Below are 16,383 nucleotides of genomic sequence, written 5' to 3'. Positions count from 1 at the left end.
ACCATGCTGCGTATAGGCATTATTGGTGGCGCCGGTTATACGGCAGGTGAATTGATCCGCATACTGATATGGCATCCGGAAGCGGTCATTGCCTGGGTTTTGAGCAGCAGCCACACGGGAAAACCAGTGGCCGCTGTTCATAACGACCTGGCCGGAGAAACTGATCTCGTATTTACCGATGAGGCAGATATGGACATTGATGTCTTATTTTTGTGCTCCGGTCATGGGATGTCCCGAAAATGGCTTGCAGAAAATCACGTTCCCGAATCCGTATTTATCATAGACCTGAGTACTGACTTTCGCATCAGAGAAGATGATCACGATTTTGTGTATGGTCTTCCGGAGCTAAACCGGCCGGTGATTCGTGAAGCCACACATATTGCCAATCCGGGTTGTTTTGCCACCGCGATTCAGTTAGGGCTTCTGCCACTGGCAGCCGGGCAACTGATGGACGAAGAAGTACATGTCCACGCAATTACTGGTTCTACAGGAGCAGGACAGACGCTTCAGTCGACTTCACATTTTAGCTGGAGAAGTAATAATATCTCTATTTATAAGCCATTTACCCACCAGCATTTGGGTGAAATCATGCAAAGTATTTACCGGCTTCAGCCTGATTTTGCTTCGGATATTAACTTCCTGCCGGTAAGGGGCGATTTTACAAGAGGTATCTATGCAAGTCTTTACACCCGTACAGATCTTTCGCTGGAAGAAGCTGTCGAGTTGTATGAATCGTACTACCAAAACCATCCGTTTACAACGGTGAGTCGTGAAAATCCTTCTCTCAAACAAGTCGTTAATACAAATAAGTGTATATTGTATCTCGAAAAACACGGAGGCAAATTATTGATTATCAGTATGATTGATAATCTCTTGAAAGGTGCATCCGGACAAGCTGTCCAGAATATGAATCTGATGGCCGGGCTACCCGAAAACAGCGGCCTCCGCCTGAAAGCATCCTTTTTCTGATTCTCCGAAAAGTATATTACCCCTACGCCCCCATTTTTAGAATCTTGTAACACATCTGCCATGCATCTTTTCGACGTTTATCCTTTGTTTAATATTGCTCCTGTACGCGCGGAGGGTTGTTATGTCTGGGACGAACGCGGCACCCGTTATCTGGACTTCTACGGTGGGCACGCGGTGATTTCTATCGGACATAGTCATCCGCATTATGTGAAAATGGTACGCCAGCAGGTTGAAAAAATTGGTTTTTACTCCAACTCTATCCGGAATCCCTTGCAGGATGAACTCGCAGTCAAACTCGGCGAACTTTCCGGATACCCTGACTATCAACTTTTTCTCTGTAACTCAGGCGCAGAAGCCATTGAAAATGCCCTCAAACTGGCATCTTTCCATACCAAAAGGAAAAAAGTGATCATGTTTGACAAGGCATTTCACGGCAGAACCTCTGCTGCCGTAGCCATTACTGACAATACCAAAATCGTTGCTCCGGTTAATGCCGGCCATGAGGTGGTGAAAATACCGTTAAACAATCCTGAAAGACTGGAAGAAGCGTTGAAGTCTGAAAATGTCTGTGCAGTAGTCGTCGAAGGGATACAAGGGATCGGAGGGATTTATTTACCTACCAACGAGTTTCTTCAGCAGGCAAGAGCACTTTGCACAAAATATGGTACGGTACTGGTTCTCGACGAAATTCAGTCTGGCTATGGAAGAAGTGGTAAATTTTTTGCCCATCAATATGCCGGCATCCAGCCTGACCTGATTACCATAGCCAAAGGTATGGGGAATGGTTTTCCTATAGGAGGCGTAGTGATTAGCCCTGAGTTTACCCCATGGCATGGTATGTTGGGAACGACCTTTGGCGGCAGTCATTTAGCTTGTGCCGCTGGTATTGCGGTTCTTGACGTGATGAAGGCCGAAGGCCTGATGGAAAAAGCGGCCACGGCTGGCAATTATCTGATGAATAAACTGAAAAGTATGCCAGGGTTGAAGGAGGTCCGCGGTCTGGGTTTGATGATTGGTGCAGAAATGCATGGTCCGGCAGGTCCCCTGCGGCAGTATATGCTTGACCAGCACTGTATTTTTACCGGCTCAGCCTCCAATCCAAATGTCATGCGGCTTTTGCCGCCTATGTGTATTCAACCTGCTCATGCAGATGCTCTCATTGACGCACTTGAAAATTCGTTGAAAGTGGTGAGTCAGTAGCCATAACCTATAATTCAGATGAAGCATTTTACCAGTATATACGACCTTAATAACCCGGTAGAATTACTCCAGACCGCCCAGGCTGTCAAACAAAATCCGCTTGCAAATAAGACCCTGGGTTATGGAAAAACCCTGGGTTTGATTTTTTTTAACTCCAGCCTTCGCACAAGGCTGAGCACACAACGCGCTGCGCAGAACCTTGGACTGGATGTCATCGTGATGAATATCGGTGAGGAAGGCTGGAAACTGGAGTTTCAGGATGGCGCTGTGATGAACAGCGATAAAGCTGAGCATATCAAAGATGCAGCTGCAGTCATCGGCCAATACTGTGAGATTGTTGGCGTACGCACGTTTGCCGGTCTCAAAGACCGTGAAGCTGACTATCAGGAAGAAGTGCTCGAAGCATTTGTCCGTTATACCGGCCGGCCGGTGGTAAGTCTTGAATCTGCTACCCGGCACCCGCTCCAGTCACTCGCTGACTGGCTGACGATAGAGGAAAATAAAACCGTAACCCGCCCCAAAGTAGTGCTCACCTGGGCGCCGCATCCCCGGTCGCTGCCGCAGGCTGTCGGCAATTCGTTTGTCGAATGGATGTCTCATGCAGAGGTGGAACTGGTCGTTACGCATCCCGAAGGGTATGAACTGGCGCCTTCGTTTATGGGAGATGTGAAAGTAGAATACAACCAGAAAAAGGCTTTTGAAGGCGCTGATTTTGTCTATGCAAAAAACTGGTCTTCCTATACTGATTATGGGAAAATCCTGAGTCTGGACTCATCCTGGATGGTGGACGAGGCGAAAATGTCGCTAACCCATCAGGCGCACTTTATGCATTGTCTGCCTGTGCGCCGCAACGTGATTGTTGCAGATGCAGTCATCGACTCCCCAAGGTCGCTGATTATACCGCAGGCAGGAAACCGTGTTTATGCTGCACAGGCTGTGTTACAGATGCTCCTTCAGTCCAATTTTTGACCAAAATAAATGGAGAAACTAACCATTGTCAAAATCGGGGGCAAAGTCCTCGACGATTTCGCTGCACTTAATGGCGTGATGGATCAGTTTGCCCTGATCGATGGGGCAAAACTGCTTGTACACGGCGGCGGAAAGGCGGCGACGGATATTGCCGGAAAACTGGGCGTGGAGGCGCCGATGGTCAACGGACGTCGCATCACCAATGCGGCCATGCTCGAAGTTGCAATGATGGTATATGGGGGCCTTATGAGCCGGCAGATGGTCGCCGGGCTGCAAAAACGGGGGATGAATGCTGTAGGACTTACCGGCGCGGATATGGATGTCATCCGGGCAGTAAAACGACCCGTCAAAGACATTGACTACGGACTGGCGGGCGATGTTTCCGCTGTCAATACGGAGCGGCTTACCTGGCTGCTCGAAGCGGGGATCGTACCCGTATTGGCACCCCTGACTCATGATGGAAACGGACAATTGCTCAATACCAATGCCGATACCATCGCCGGAACCGTAGCTGCCGGAATGAGCCGTTTTTTTGAAGTTTCGCTGGTTTATTGTTTTGAGCGTACAGGGGTACTTGCCGACCCCAATGATGATCATTCGGTAATTTCCTCCATCACCCGCCCCGATTTTGACCAGTATGTAAAAGCAGGAACCATTGCCGGAGGAATGATTCCCAAGCTGGAAAATGCGTTTGAATCGCTGGCAGCCGGGGTGAAAGCTGTTTTTATCTGCCAGTCTGATGCGCTGGGGGAAATTTATTCAGACAATTATCCCGGTACAAAAATACATTGAAAATGATGCAATTGTCCTCACTTACCGCACAGGCCGAAGCGTTGCTGAAACAACTGATTGCAACCCCTTCATTTAGTCGCGAAGAAGCAGAGACAACTACATTAATTTCCCGATTTTTATCCGGACATAATATTCCTCACACGATATCTGGCAACAACATTATTGCCAGAAACCAATATTTCAGGGAAGGATTGCCGCTTATCCTCCTCAATTCCCATCACGATACGGTAAAACCTAATGCTGGCTGGACCAAAGATCCTTTTGAACCATTACTCGAAGGCGATAAGCTGACAGGGCTGGGCAGCAATGATGCTGGCGGTCCGTTGGTGTCGCTGATCGCGACCTTTCTCCACTATTATTCACATTCTGATCTGCCTTACAATTTAATGCTGGCAGCTACCGCAGAGGAGGAAATATCGGGCGCCAATGGAATTGCTTCTGTATTGGGGGAAATTGGCCCGGTTGATCTGGGGATTATTGGTGAGCCAACCCAAATGCAGCTTGCTGTAGCAGAACGGGGGCTGATGGTGCTTGATTGTAAAGCCATAGGAAAATCTGGCCATGCTGCCCGAAATGAAGGCATAAACGCAATCTATGAAGCCCTGCCAGATATTGAGTGGTTTCAAACCTGGCAGTTTGACAAAGTATCCGATTTCCTTGGGCCCGTAAAAATGACGGTCTCTCAAATTCAGGCCGGTACACAGCACAATGTTGTCCCCGATGTGTGTACCTTTGTCGTAGATGTCAGGGTAAATGAATGTTATAGCAATCAGGAAGTTTTTGAAATTATTGCCCGAAGCACAAAGTGCGAGGTGAAAGCCCGCTCTTTCCGGCTGAATTCCTCCCGCATAGAGGAAACACATCCTGTAGTGGTGCGGGGAAAATCAATGGGGAGAACCTGCTATGGTTCGCCTACACTTTCTGACCAGGCGCTGATCCCTTACCCCACTATAAAAATAGGCCCCGGGGATTCTGCCCGGTCTCACACTGCGGATGAGTATATTTTGCTTTCAGAAATCAGGGAGGGGATCTCGCTTTATATCACACTGCTGAAAGACCTGAGATTATAGATAAACCTATTCAACCGACGAAAAAATGAAACTTTGGGATAAAGGTTACCAGATAGAATCTGCCATTGAAAACTTTACCGTAGGTAAAGACAGGGAAATGGACATTTTCCTTGCGCCATGGGATGTACTGGGTACAATTGCGCATATCACGATGCTCACGGAAATCGGGCTTCTGGAGGAAGATGAGTTGATTGTATTGCGGGCAGAACTGCAGGCGATTTATCGGGAAATACAGAACAGCAACTTTACTATTGAAGCGGGGACAGAAGATGTGCACTCGCAGGTCGAGCTAATGTTAACCCGGAAATTGGGGGAAGCTGGAAAGAAGGTTCATGCAGGCCGTTCACGCAATGATCAGGTGCTGGTGGATCTTAAGTTATTTTTCCTGTCGGAAATTGAGGTACTGGTTAATCTTGCCCGAAAATTATTTGCCACCCTTCAGGGGTTAAGTGAAACATATAAAGACAAACTGCTTCCGGGTTATACCCATTTTCAGGTAGCTATGCCTTCTTCTTTTGGTTTGTGGTTTGGCGCATATGCAGAAAGTCTGGTGGATGATGTACATTTTCTGTTGGCTGCATGGAAAGTTGCCAATCAGAATCCCTTGGGTTCAGCGGCGGGTTATGGGTCTTCTTTTCCCTTAAACCGTACATTGACTACCGCGTTGCTGGGATTTGATACGATGAGTTATAATGTCGTATATGCGCAAATGGGAAGAGGGAAAACGGAAAAATTACTTGCATTTGCCCTTTCCTCACTGGGTACTACGCTAAACAAAATGGCGGCGGATGTATGCCTGTATATGAGCCAGAATTTTGGGTTTTTGACTTTTCCGAAGGAACTAACCACCGGGTCGAGTATTATGCCACATAAGAAAAACCCCGATGTATGGGAACTGATCCGTGCAAAAACCAACCGGTTGCAAAGCCTTCCGGGAGAAATCAGCATGATAACTACAAATCTGCCTTCGGGCTATCACCGCGATCTCCAGTTGGTGAAAGAAACGATTATCCCTGCGCTGGAAGACCTCAAGTCCTGTATAAATATTGCGGACTATATGCTCGGCAAAATAATTATAAATTCAATGGCTACTGAAGGCGAACAGTACGACTATATGTTTAGCGTAGAGACCGTTAACCGCCTGGTGATGGAAGGGCTGCCATTCAGAGAGGCCTACAAGCAGGTAGGAGAAGCCATTGCCCGAGGAGCGTATCAGGCAGATCGCAACTTATCACATACACATGAAGGCAGTATCGGAAATCTTTGCACAGAAGAAATCGGCAAAAAGATGGATCGCGCGTTGTCGGGATTTGATTTTGACAAATTTCATCAGGCGATCGAAAGGTTGATAGGTTAGGAATTGTACATAAAGCGAAAATATTAAGGTTGTGCTGACAATTTGTAAACTAACCTAACATCAGGCTGGGGGAACTTTACCCCGGACGCAGGGGTGAATGCAAAAAAAAAGGCGGGTAAAACCCGCCAATATGAAGTATGACTATACGTATAAAACTCAGGCATTTGCCCTTTTTTCATGTATTCCCTGTTGAGATACGGAAAGAATATAGTCATTGTATTTTGACGGGTCATTGGACCAGATATGTTTGCCCATCTCGCAAATCATACTGATAGCTTCTTTAATCTCCCTCTCAGTAGATTGAGATTCTGGCTGGTTGTAAACGGTAAACGACTGATCCATAGATTCTTCCAGATGCTCACACTTATGAGCCAGTGCCACGATAAAGGAGGCATTGATACCATTTTTTGTAAATTCTGCAAGATCTCTTGCTGCACAGACCATTTTCTCATTACAAACTCGGATCAATTCTTTACGGTTGAGTTTGGAGAGGAGAGGTTTTACAGACGTTTTCATACGCACTTGAATTTTATGGTAGATCGGTTCAAAAATTTTATTCCTCACTATAAATTCTGTATGTGCCTGGCATTAGACAGTTTTAGGCTCGTTACATACAATGTTAACATTTTTCCTGAAAAATTACAAAACAATCCTTCTGAAAAACTATACTATCTGACCAAAATTCCTGGCTGGGTATTTGGCGCCCAATTTTATACATTGTTAATCGTTAAAGATTAGAAAAGATTGCACAAGTGGCTAATAATCAAATAATTGTGAAAAATCATTTTATTCTTCTCTTGCTATTCACCCTTTTTTACGGGGTATGCCCTGCGCAGGTTTACAACTTTTTGAATCCTCAGCCTGGCCGAATGGTTTGTGTCTGGAGCGAATCACCGGTTTTTAGTGAACCTGACAAGCGGGCGGCTATTGTTGCGGTGATGCAGTTTGGCGAAGAAGCTTCCAGCCTTGGTGAAGAGGCGTATGTAGCTTTGGAAAAAAACAACTACCTCAAAGTGCGCGGTGCCGATGGAAAGGTTGGCTGGGTGAATGAGTTCCTTTTTGTACCGGAGGGAGGCGCAGCTGTTGTATTGGCGGAGGGGCGTGTATATCGGCGGCCCAACACCATTTCGACGGTGACCATGGATTTTTTTCTGCCGGGAGAAATTGTCATTATGGAAGATGTGGTAGGCCAATGGGTAAAGTTGGTATCCCGTAACCGGGAAAAAACGGGTTGGATTGAAGGGTTGGAGAAAGTAAGTGTAGAGCCTGCAGATATTGAGCTGGCCACGCTTATGCACAGAGTGGATGAAGAGCCTTCTTCAGCCATGCGCAAAACCCTTTTGGAGGAATTGCTGGCGCTGGCGGGTAACAGCCGCACAGAGATGTATGACCTCATTCTTGCCCGATATGAGGGAGAGACGAAAAATAACCGCACCCTCGCAGATCTGGGGCAATCAACTACCGGCACCAGAACACGGAGCCTGGAAGCAGCAACTTCAAGCGGCGAGGGCGTTTATCGAAGCGCAGGAACCGAAGAAGTATTTGACCCCAAAACCGGAAAAATGCGAACGCGGATAACAGAAACAGGCAAAGTCTATGAAGTACTCGGACCTCAAAACCCCCGTACGATTTATTTTGCCTACCACAAAACGCTGCCTATCGGGAGTAAAATCCAGCTGCATTTCCCTGACAACTCAGGTTTTGTGGAGTTGGAAATTGTCAATCGGCTGCGTAAAGACAATCCAGCCATTATCGGGTTATCCCGGGCGTGTTTGCAGACTGTTTTTGGCAGGACTGATCCGGGTGAAGCTATCATAGAATATCTGAGATAAGCAGAACTGATTTACCCAAAGTTTTGGTGTAAGACACTGGTTATAATCAAAACATAATCAGGCTTTTTCAAATTATTTATTTTTAGTATAATTGTAAAAATATTTTGTTTTAGGTACTAAAACATCTTATTTTTAGTTTTCATAATGAAAGAAGCCATTTTTATAAAGCAAACACATACAGTAACTGATATGCCCTGCATTAAACAGATTTTTACCAGCCTGCTCATCGTATTATTTTCCCTTACCGGATTTAGCCAGGACGGGATTTTTTATGAAAACACCTATGCGGGTGAAACTTCTATTTGTGCCTGGAAATCCACGCTTCTGCTGGAAAGCCCTGGTCGCGGAAGCCGCCAGGTTGGTACGGTCTTATTTACCGAGGAATTACAACACCTGGGTAAAGAGGCTTTTGTGCGCGGTGAAAATCATAATTATATATGGGTAAAAACCAAAGACGGCAATACCGGATGGGTAGAAGAGTCGTTTGTGGTAAGGAATGGCGGAGTGGTTGTCATTATGGAAAGTGCGGTAATCTATGACAAGCCAGCTACTCTTTCCTCCCGCACCAATAGTTTTTTCGGAGCAGGAGAGATTGCGATACTCAGCGATTTCAGGGAAGGATGGATCCGGTTGACCAGTCAATACAAAGAGCGAAACGGCTGGATCGAAGGTTACAACCGGATCAGCGTAGAAGATGCTGATATAGAGACGGCTTCTCTGCTGGCAAACGCCATGGAGAACCGCAACGCCAGTGACCGCCGGTCAGCGCTTCGTAAAATAAGCGAAACGCGTGGGCGTATCAGTCCGGGTATGGCTGCCATCCTTGATGCCGCAATCAATGGCACGTATGCTACTACTTTGACTTCTCCCGGACAGGTCCCTGCCACCCAACCTGCCGCCACCCAACCTGCTGCTACACCGCAGGCAAGGCCTCTTAATACTCCTGATCCCTGGCAGGGAGGGGAGGATGTTTTTGTCGATGACGGAACAACCGGTGGGCCCAATGTAACCAGAGATAATAGCCAGACCGGACTCGTCATCAAAGAAGTAATCGATATGCAGACCGGCCGATCTTATCAGCGGGTATATGAAACGGGTTCCATTCAACCTGTGGTAAACAAAAAGGCAAAAAATATCTATTACGCCTACCACAAAACCCTGCCAATCGGCAGTATGGTTTTGCTACAGGTACCGGGGACTGATTATACTATACAACTGGAGATTATCGCCCGACTGAGGGAAAATAACCCTAATGTAATCGGACTTGGGCCAGAGGTCATAGAAAAGGTATTTGGCGTAAGCCAGGCGAAAAATGCGCCTGCAGCTACGATTTCTTATCCCAAAGGCGGAAGTCTGTAGTCCTCCGCGTCTCTGTTACTCAGCAGGCATTTCCCCCACGACGACTTCCAGCATGTGGTCAGGTTTCAGGTATTTGTTGGCCAGTTCCTGAATTTCATTCGTAGTGATATTCTGGATCACTTCAAATTTGCGGTCGAGCTCTTTGAAAGGGATATCATTGATAATGGAATACCGGACAAGATCTCCCATCTGAAAGGGCGTTTCCCGTTGGCCTATACTTTTCCCTAAAAGATAGTTGCTGACCAATTGGAGCTCGTCTTCGGTTACCCCTTCTTCCGATAGCTTGCGCATTTCTGCTTTTACTTCCTGAATGGTTGGCGTAATGTATTGATTGCCGACATCACTTTGCACGACAAAATAGCCATCATATTTATTGCCTACCCACCCTGAGTAGATGCCGTAGGTGTACCCCTTTTCCTCGCGAATATTCTTCATAAGCCTGGAGCCAAAATATCCGCCAAGTATAGTATTTACGACTTGCATGGGGTAGTAGTCAGGGTGCGAAAAAGGAACTGTCCGATAGCCCATACGGAGAGTGGCCTGCATTCCCTTTTTTTCGAAGAATTGTCTTCCCACCGGTGCGTCAGGCGCTTTTCTCGCGGCACGGGAGATTTCACTCAAAGCCGGCCTGAGTATCAGTCCGCCAAAGTTTTCCTCTAATTGGTTCAGGACATTTTTTTCATCAAAACGCCCACTGGCAATGATTGAAAAATTGCCGGGGTATAAATAGTTGTGGTGATATTGGATGAGCTCCGGAAGGGTAATTTCCTTTAGGGCTTCTTCTCCAAAATACATCCCGTAGGGATGATCTTTTCCGAATAGCAATTCGTCGAAATAACGCCGTGCGATATTGCTTGTTTTTTGCGCATTGACCTGCATCTGCTGAAGGGTCCGCTCCTTCATTTTGTCAAATTCTTCAGCCAAAAAAAGTGGTGCAGTAATTACTTCATGCAGCAATGGAAGGGTGTTTCCCAGATGCCGGGAAAGCGTAGCTAAGGAAAAAGATACCCCTTCATCATCTGACTCATGGTTTAGCCAGGCACCGTAGGCGTCAAGTGTCTGTGCAAGCGAAAGGCTCGAATACGATTTTGTGCCTTCAGGCATATTTCGGGCAGTAAAACTTGCTATACCTGTTTTAGGCTGATAGGACTGTCCGGCTTTAAAAACCACCTGAATCTCTACAATTTCCAGCGTACCAAAAGGCATGATATATACCGGGATACCATTGGACAGCGTGTGCCTGTGAAAATCAGGCAGGGAAACATTTTTGAGTGGTTGTGCAGCCGGTGGGGTTGAGCGGTCAAGCATGTATCTTGTGGGTTTCGGGTTATTTGGGCAGATAATAAAGCGTCGAACAATTTTCTGGCGACAGATAACGCAAAGCCGCAGATTTTACCTGTTCAAGGGTGATATTGTGATAGATATCAGGGGTCGTATTGATCAGGTCTGGATCGCCGAGTGAATCAGACATAGCCAGCCCCATCGCCTTATTAAGGATCGTGGTTTTCTGCATGATAAAGGAGGCTTCCAGTTTGCTTTTGATTCTTTCCAGATCAATCTCCTTCAGTGTCTGAAGCATATTCAGCGTTTCATCCAGTCCGGCTTCATAAGCTTCGAGGGTTTTTCCTTCTGCAATTCGCCCGTCAATGGATATGGTACCCGGATCATGGAGTCCCCAGGAGAATGCGCTTGCCTGAGGGGAAACGCGCAACTCCTTTACCATGTGCTGAAACAGCAATCCGCTTTTTCCGTTGGAAAGCAGGTCAGTAAGGATATCAGCGACGTAGTATTCCGTGTCAGTATATGCCGGGATATGGTACATTTTATACACAGCGGGGAAAGGCACCTCTCCGGTAATGGTCATACTTCGGGCCTCCGTTTGTGCGGGTTCCTGGGGCAGTGCGTGTTTACTAAGCTGGCGGCGCGGTATATTGCCAAACCATTTGTCAGCCATTTCCATTACCTGTGCTGGATTTACGTCTCCGGCAACGATCATCGTGGCATTGTTGGGCGCATAATAACCGTAAAAAAAGTCTTTCACCTCCTGAAGGGAAGCTTCTTCGATATGCGATATTTCTTTCCCTATCGTAGGCCAGTGGTAGGGATGTGTCTGATAATGCAGGGCCCGAAGTTTCAGATGCGCATCTCCATAAGGTTGATTGAGATACCGCTGCTTGAATTCTTCAATCACTACACTTTTTTGGATGTTGAGTTTTTCCTGAGAAAATGCAAGTTCCAGCATACGGTCAGACTCCAGCCAGAAAGCTGTTTCCAACTGATTGGAAGGGAGACTGAGGTAATAGTTGGTGATGTCAGGAGTGGTAAATGCATTGTTCTCTCCACCGACCCGCTGTAACGGCGTATCGTAATGTGGGATATGTTTACTTCCTTCAAACATCAGATGCTCAAACAAATGGGCAAACCCCGTGCGGTGTTCATTTTCATCTTTTGAACCTACATGATAGAGGATATCTACCACTGCTTTAGGAATGGAGTGATCTTCATGTATGAGGATTTTCAGTCCATTGTCCAGATGAAATGTCTGATATTGAATTTTCAGCATAATGGTTTCTTTAGTCAATCAATCAGAAGAATTCAACAATTTCCACAACCGGTCTTTGAGGGGCATGAGGCCTTTGTTGGCAATGGCGGATATGAATACACAAGGCAGATCGGTGAGTTGTGCGGCTATTTCTGCTTCAAGCTCATCATCGATCATATCGCTTTTTGTCAATGCTATCAGGCGGGGCGTATCCAGCAGGTGTGGGTTGTATAGCTCCAGTTCCTGAAGCAGGATATTATATTCTTTACGGATATCTTCCGCATCTACCGGAACCATAAAAAGCAGTACACTATTTCTTTCAATATGTCTGAGGAAATGCGTACCAAGCCCTTTGCCGGCATGTGCCCCTTCTATGATCCCGGGAATATCGGCCATCACAAACGATTGATGTCCCCGGTAGCGCACAATTCCCAGATTGGGAACCAGTGTAGTGAAGGCATAGTCACCAATTTTGGGTTTTGCTTCACTGAGTACTGAAAGAAGCGTGGATTTGCCTGCATTGGGAAACCCTACCAGACCCACGTCGGCGAGCATTTTCAGCTCAATGATGGCAGTAAGTTCCTGCGGGTCGCCGCCAGGCGTCGCAAAATCGGGCGCCTGATGGGTGGCAGATTTAAACTGATAGTTACCCCGGCCTCCATGGCCGCCTTCGAGGATAACCAGTTCTTCTCCATCTGTAACAATCTCGCCAATGCGCTCCCCGGTTTCGGCATTCGTAATGACAGTGCCAAGAGGAACTTCAAGGATTTCATCTTTCCCGTCTTTTCCGGTTTTACATCCTCCAGAGCCATTCTGGCCGGGCTGGGCTTTGATAAATTTCCGGTATTTCAGGTCGAGCAGCGTCCACAGCTGGGTATTTCCTTTGAGGATTACACTCCCCCCTTTTCCCCCATCGCCACCATCGGGGCCGCCCTTGGGCACGTGTTTTTCACGCCGCCAGGAGACCGCGCCATTACCACCGCTTCCGCTGGTAAAATAGATTCTTACATGATCTACAAATTGAGATTGCATAGTATATGTTGAAAATCAGGCGTGTTGTATTAACACTTCATGAATGGTTGAGGCAATCTCATCAATTTCGCCCACGCCGTCTATTTCATTGAGCTTATTCTGCGCTGCATAATAGGAGGCAACCGGAAGGGTTTTTTGATAATATTCAGTAATTCTTTTTCTAATGGTCTCCTCATTGTCATCAGATCTTCCACTTTCAAGTCCGCGTTTTACAAGGCGGGTTACAAGCTCTTCTTCCGCGACAATCAGGCTGATCATACAGCTGATCGAAATCTGGTTTTCAGTCATGAGGCTGTCCAATGCTTCAGCCTGCGCCACGGTGCGGGGAAACCCGTCAAAAATAAAGCCTTTGGCATCGGGTGTAAGGCGTTTGCGGATGAGCTCAATGACGATTTCATCGCTGACCAGTTGGCCGGCATCCATAATACTTTTTACCTTCTGCCCAAGCGCTGAGCCGGAGCTGAGTTCTGCACGAAGCATGTCACCCGTAGAAAGGTGGGTAAGACCAAAATCTTCGATAATTTTTGTTGACTGGGTACCTTTTCCGGCACCGGGAGGGCCAAATAAAACGAGGTTTAGCATGAGAATTGTTCTATATTAGTTTTATCCCATTGGAAAACAGAATGCAAAAATACACATTATCTGCCGGGATAGAAATGATTTTTGTGTTATATCCTTTTCAAATTAGGATTGGAAAATTCTGAAACTGCAGCTTTTTTTATATTCGGAATAAATAATTGAATCCCTATCAATAAGTGCACGATATGTGGCGAAAAACGGGCGTTCTTGTTACCTTGCTGGTACTTTCCTGTTTTGGATTTGCTCAATCTCCTTCTCCCAAAGGTTCTTGGGAAGCATTGATTGGCGAGTTTTTTCACTCTTACGCAATTTCTTCTGACAACTTGTTCCGGTTGGCGGCCTATTCGGAACTTAAAGGCCGGTATTCGGAAGAGGAGGGAAGCCTGAAACTTACTTTCGGCGAACTGGGAAATATTACATTTTTCAAAAATCACTGTCTGCTCCGCACCTACCGCAATCAGGTATTTCATCTCAACAAGGAGGAGGGGATGCTGGACCGTGTCGACCCGATCAACAATGCATTGAGTGAAATATTCGAAAAAATTATTCTTCTGGGTAATCAGGATGCCGCACCCGATTTTGTGGAGTTTGTCGATCAAAACCTTGCCCGGAAAAATATGGAGCCATTTGAAAAGGTTTTCCTCCGCCATATTCTGCTTCGCCACGGAAAATACGACCGCCAAAATCATGTGGTAGAGTTTTATTCTGACTGGCTGGAAAAGCGGGATTTCTCCAATTCTCTTTCCGTATCGAGTTATGAAGAAATGCTGGTGAGGAAATACCGCACGCCGCTGCGAATTCGTCTGGATGAAAAGATCCTCCGGGGATGGTACCTCGATGCCGGGGGAACTGTTTTTGTCGAGGATGTTGATCGCCCGGTATTTTATGCTACAGGTGAACAGTACGACCAGAATGTTGTGGCATTTAAGGTTTTCCTTCAGAAAATGTTTGTCGAGTCCATCCAGTTTGTAGCGAAGACAGAATCGGAACGCCTGCAGGAAAACAAAGGATCCTATACAGTCAGTGTTTCCGATTCTCAAAATCCTGTATCGGCTACCCAGACTTCATTTTTCCCCAAAAATGACCGGGAACCCGTTTATATTACGCCTTCCGGGAATCAGACTATCATTACCGTTGAGCCCTTATACCACGAGTTCAACTGGATTCCGATGATGCTCAATATACTCCGCAGCCGGGACATCAATTTTGGCGATCCCGCCATCATTCGGTTTTTTGTGGATGAGCCTTATTTCCCAAAAATCTACGAACAACTCAACGAGAAAGAGCGGATACTTGCCGATCGGTTTGTGGCAAACCAGTAAGACAGAGGTCGAGCTTGCATGCGATGCCTTCCCAGGTACAGGCGCAGTAATAGGCCCTGGACTGATGTAAGCAACTATCAAATGCGTTTTCACAGGATTCGACAGATGATGGGGGATAAATGACCGCCATGAGCCGGTTGATCTCACCGTAGGTTTCATCCATACGGCGAAGGAGATAGTTCCACTCTTCCTGTGACCGGTGAATTTTTCTGGAAAGTGTTTTCAATAAATCTTTCTCTATCAGAAATAATGCCGACAGCTGTGCCATGTCTTCCTGATGTTGCATTTGGGGATGAATGGCAAACTGCAAATCATCCGGAATTTGCAGATAAAGCGATTCCGAAAGCAGGATGATTGCTTCCTTTTCTTCAGTAGAAAAATCTACAGAACCTGATTGTACCGATGGTGCAGGATATCGGTGGAGGAGCAGAGCAATAAGTAAGATCTTTGGAAAAACTAATAGCAAGGTATTCATGATTGACACATATTTCCCTCATTAGTCGGAGGCAAATGTGGAAATATGACCTTTAACTATTCATTTTCCCAGTAATTCAGGTCTTTGTTTTTGCGCTTCTGGGATTTTTGTACGATATACTGAAGCAACCGGGTAGCGGTGATCGGATCAATGGCGGCAGTAGGCAGCAGATTTTTGTTCTGATAATAATCATAGTACATCTGCCTTGCGACCATCAGCCTTTCACCACCATCGATGGGCAACGTTTCCATGATCGCGTGGAGGGTATTGGGGTCAAGATTTTCTCTGGCGATCTGATCCATAGAGTTTTGGAGGATGTCCATATTGATGACAGCGGTGCGAAGCTCTTCGGGGGTGTCATAAGGGAAAATATTTACATCCGGGAGGTAGTATTCATCTTCGAGCAGATAGTTGACTACATAAATATACTGGCTTTTGTCGCCTTTATAGGTCTCCATATAATCGCGGACAATAAGCTTACTGTCATGGTAACCGATGTGGGTGAAATACAGCGTATCTCCCAGCCCGACAGGAATGCTGTAGAACCCTTCCGAATTGCTAATCGCCCCGTTCCGGGTATGATTAATTTGTACCTTTACATAGGGAATCGGCTCGCTGGTCGTTTTGCTGATAATCATTCCTGAAATCTGCAAAATGTTGGGATTGGTATTTTGACCCATCATAAGTGCAGGCAAAACGATCAGGAGGGAAAAAAATATTTGTCGGATGCTCATATAGTAAAGATAAGAATATTATAGAATACCGGCATTTATAATAATACCTGATTTCAAGAAAAATGTTCTGGAATACAAAATCTGTTTACATATAATTTTATCAAACTTTGCCTTAATTCCCTTTTTCTGAGATGAATTATTGCTATAAAAG

The 16,383-nt window shown here is 46.2% G+C and carries 16 protein-coding genes; 9 read left to right on the top strand and 7 right to left on the bottom strand.

Annotated features, from left to right (window positions below; genetic code table 11):
• Nucleotides 1-3: 3 nt before the first annotated feature.
• The 6 genes from argC to argH are packed head-to-tail and all read left to right on the top strand — an operon-like array spanning nt 4 to nt 6,357.
• Nucleotides 4-969 carry an N-acetyl-gamma-glutamyl-phosphate reductase gene (gene argC / locus R3D00_27690; protein ID MEZ4776989.1) on the top strand — a complete coding sequence of 322 codons (966 nt, stop codon included), beginning with the start codon at nt 4-6 and terminating at the stop codon, nt 967-969.
• 60 nt (nt 970-1,029) lie between these two features.
• Nucleotides 1,030-2,169, top strand: coding sequence for an aminotransferase class III-fold pyridoxal phosphate-dependent enzyme (locus tag R3D00_27685; protein ID MEZ4776988.1), 1,140 nt, complete (start codon nt 1,030-1,032; stop codon nt 2,167-2,169).
• Nucleotides 2,170-2,187: 18 nt separating this feature from the next.
• Entirely contained in the window at nt 2,188-3,138 is a 951-nt protein-coding gene (locus tag R3D00_27680; GenBank protein ID MEZ4776987.1) for an N-acetylornithine carbamoyltransferase, read from the top strand.
• Between the two features lie 9 nt (nt 3,139-3,147).
• Nucleotides 3,148-3,930, top strand: coding sequence for an acetylglutamate kinase (gene argB, locus R3D00_27675; GenBank protein MEZ4776986.1), 783 nt, complete (start codon nt 3,148-3,150; stop codon nt 3,928-3,930).
• A 2-nt stretch (nt 3,931-3,932) separates the two neighbouring features.
• Entirely contained in the window at nt 3,933-5,000 is a 1,068-nt protein-coding gene (locus R3D00_27670) for a M20 family metallo-hydrolase (protein MEZ4776985.1), read from the top strand.
• A gap of 25 nt (nt 5,001-5,025) precedes the next feature.
• Nucleotides 5,026-6,357: an argininosuccinate lyase gene (argH, locus tag R3D00_27665; GenBank protein ID MEZ4776984.1), complete on the top strand. Its 1,332-nt coding sequence runs from the start codon at nt 5,026-5,028 to the stop codon at nt 6,355-6,357.
• 156 nt (nt 6,358-6,513) lie between these two features.
• Here argH and R3D00_27660 read toward each other — a convergent pair whose 3' ends face one another.
• A complete protein-coding gene (locus tag R3D00_27660; protein MEZ4776983.1) occupies nt 6,514-6,873 on the bottom strand; it encodes a hypothetical protein in 360 nt (119 codons plus the stop codon).
• A 257-nt stretch (nt 6,874-7,130) separates the two neighbouring features.
• Here R3D00_27660 and R3D00_27655 point away from each other — a divergent pair, with 257 nt between their 5' ends.
• Both R3D00_27655 and R3D00_27650 read left to right on the top strand, forming a co-directional pair.
• On the top strand, nt 7,131-8,189 hold the full coding sequence (locus R3D00_27655; GenBank protein ID MEZ4776982.1) for an SH3 domain-containing protein: 1,059 nt from the start codon (nt 7,131-7,133) through the stop codon (nt 8,187-8,189).
• A gap of 189 nt (nt 8,190-8,378) precedes the next feature.
• Nucleotides 8,379-9,548 carry a hypothetical protein gene (locus tag R3D00_27650; protein ID MEZ4776981.1) on the top strand — a complete coding sequence of 390 codons (1,170 nt, stop codon included), beginning with the start codon at nt 8,379-8,381 and terminating at the stop codon, nt 9,546-9,548.
• A 15-nt stretch (nt 9,549-9,563) separates the two neighbouring features.
• On the opposite strand, the gene R3D00_27645 is transcribed toward R3D00_27650, so the two are convergent.
• Genes R3D00_27645 through R3D00_27630 form a run of 4 tightly spaced genes read right to left on the bottom strand, consistent with a single transcriptional unit; the run spans nt 9,564 to nt 13,704 of the window.
• Nucleotides 9,564-10,856: a pitrilysin family protein gene (locus R3D00_27645; GenBank protein MEZ4776980.1), complete on the bottom strand. Its 1,293-nt coding sequence runs from the start codon at nt 10,854-10,856 to the stop codon at nt 9,564-9,566.
• 19 nt (nt 10,857-10,875) lie between these two features.
• Nucleotides 10,876-12,111: a pitrilysin family protein gene (locus R3D00_27640; protein MEZ4776979.1), complete on the bottom strand. Its 1,236-nt coding sequence runs from the start codon at nt 12,109-12,111 to the stop codon at nt 10,876-10,878.
• Between the two features lie 18 nt (nt 12,112-12,129).
• Complete coding sequence (gene obgE, locus R3D00_27635) at nt 12,130-13,122, bottom strand: GTPase ObgE (protein MEZ4776978.1); 993 nt, start codon at nt 13,120-13,122, stop codon at nt 12,130-12,132.
• 15 nt (nt 13,123-13,137) lie between these two features.
• Entirely contained in the window at nt 13,138-13,704 is a 567-nt protein-coding gene (locus R3D00_27630; GenBank protein ID MEZ4776977.1) for an adenylate kinase, read from the bottom strand.
• A gap of 182 nt (nt 13,705-13,886) precedes the next feature.
• Here R3D00_27630 and R3D00_27625 point away from each other — a divergent pair, with 182 nt between their 5' ends.
• Nucleotides 13,887-15,023 carry a hypothetical protein gene (locus R3D00_27625; protein MEZ4776976.1) on the top strand — a complete coding sequence of 379 codons (1,137 nt, stop codon included), beginning with the start codon at nt 13,887-13,889 and terminating at the stop codon, nt 15,021-15,023.
• On the opposite strand, the gene R3D00_27620 is transcribed toward R3D00_27625, so the two are convergent.
• A complete protein-coding gene (locus R3D00_27620; GenBank protein MEZ4776975.1) occupies nt 14,974-15,498 on the bottom strand; it encodes a hypothetical protein in 525 nt (174 codons plus the stop codon). The two genes, R3D00_27625 and R3D00_27620, sit on opposite strands and share 50 nt — an antisense overlap.
• Before the next feature lie 56 nt (nt 15,499-15,554).
• The gene (locus R3D00_27615; GenBank protein ID MEZ4776974.1) at nt 15,555-16,232 is read right to left on the bottom strand and encodes a carboxypeptidase-like regulatory domain-containing protein; all 678 of its coding nucleotides are present in this window, start codon (nt 16,230-16,232) and stop codon (nt 15,555-15,557) included.
• Nucleotides 16,233-16,383 lie beyond the last annotated feature (151 nt).

This window comes from Bacteroidia bacterium (genome assembly GCA_041391665.1).
Lineage (GTDB): Bacteria > Bacteroidota > Bacteroidia > J057 > J057 > JAGQVA01.
This window is presented reverse-complemented; position numbering and strand designations above follow the sequence as displayed.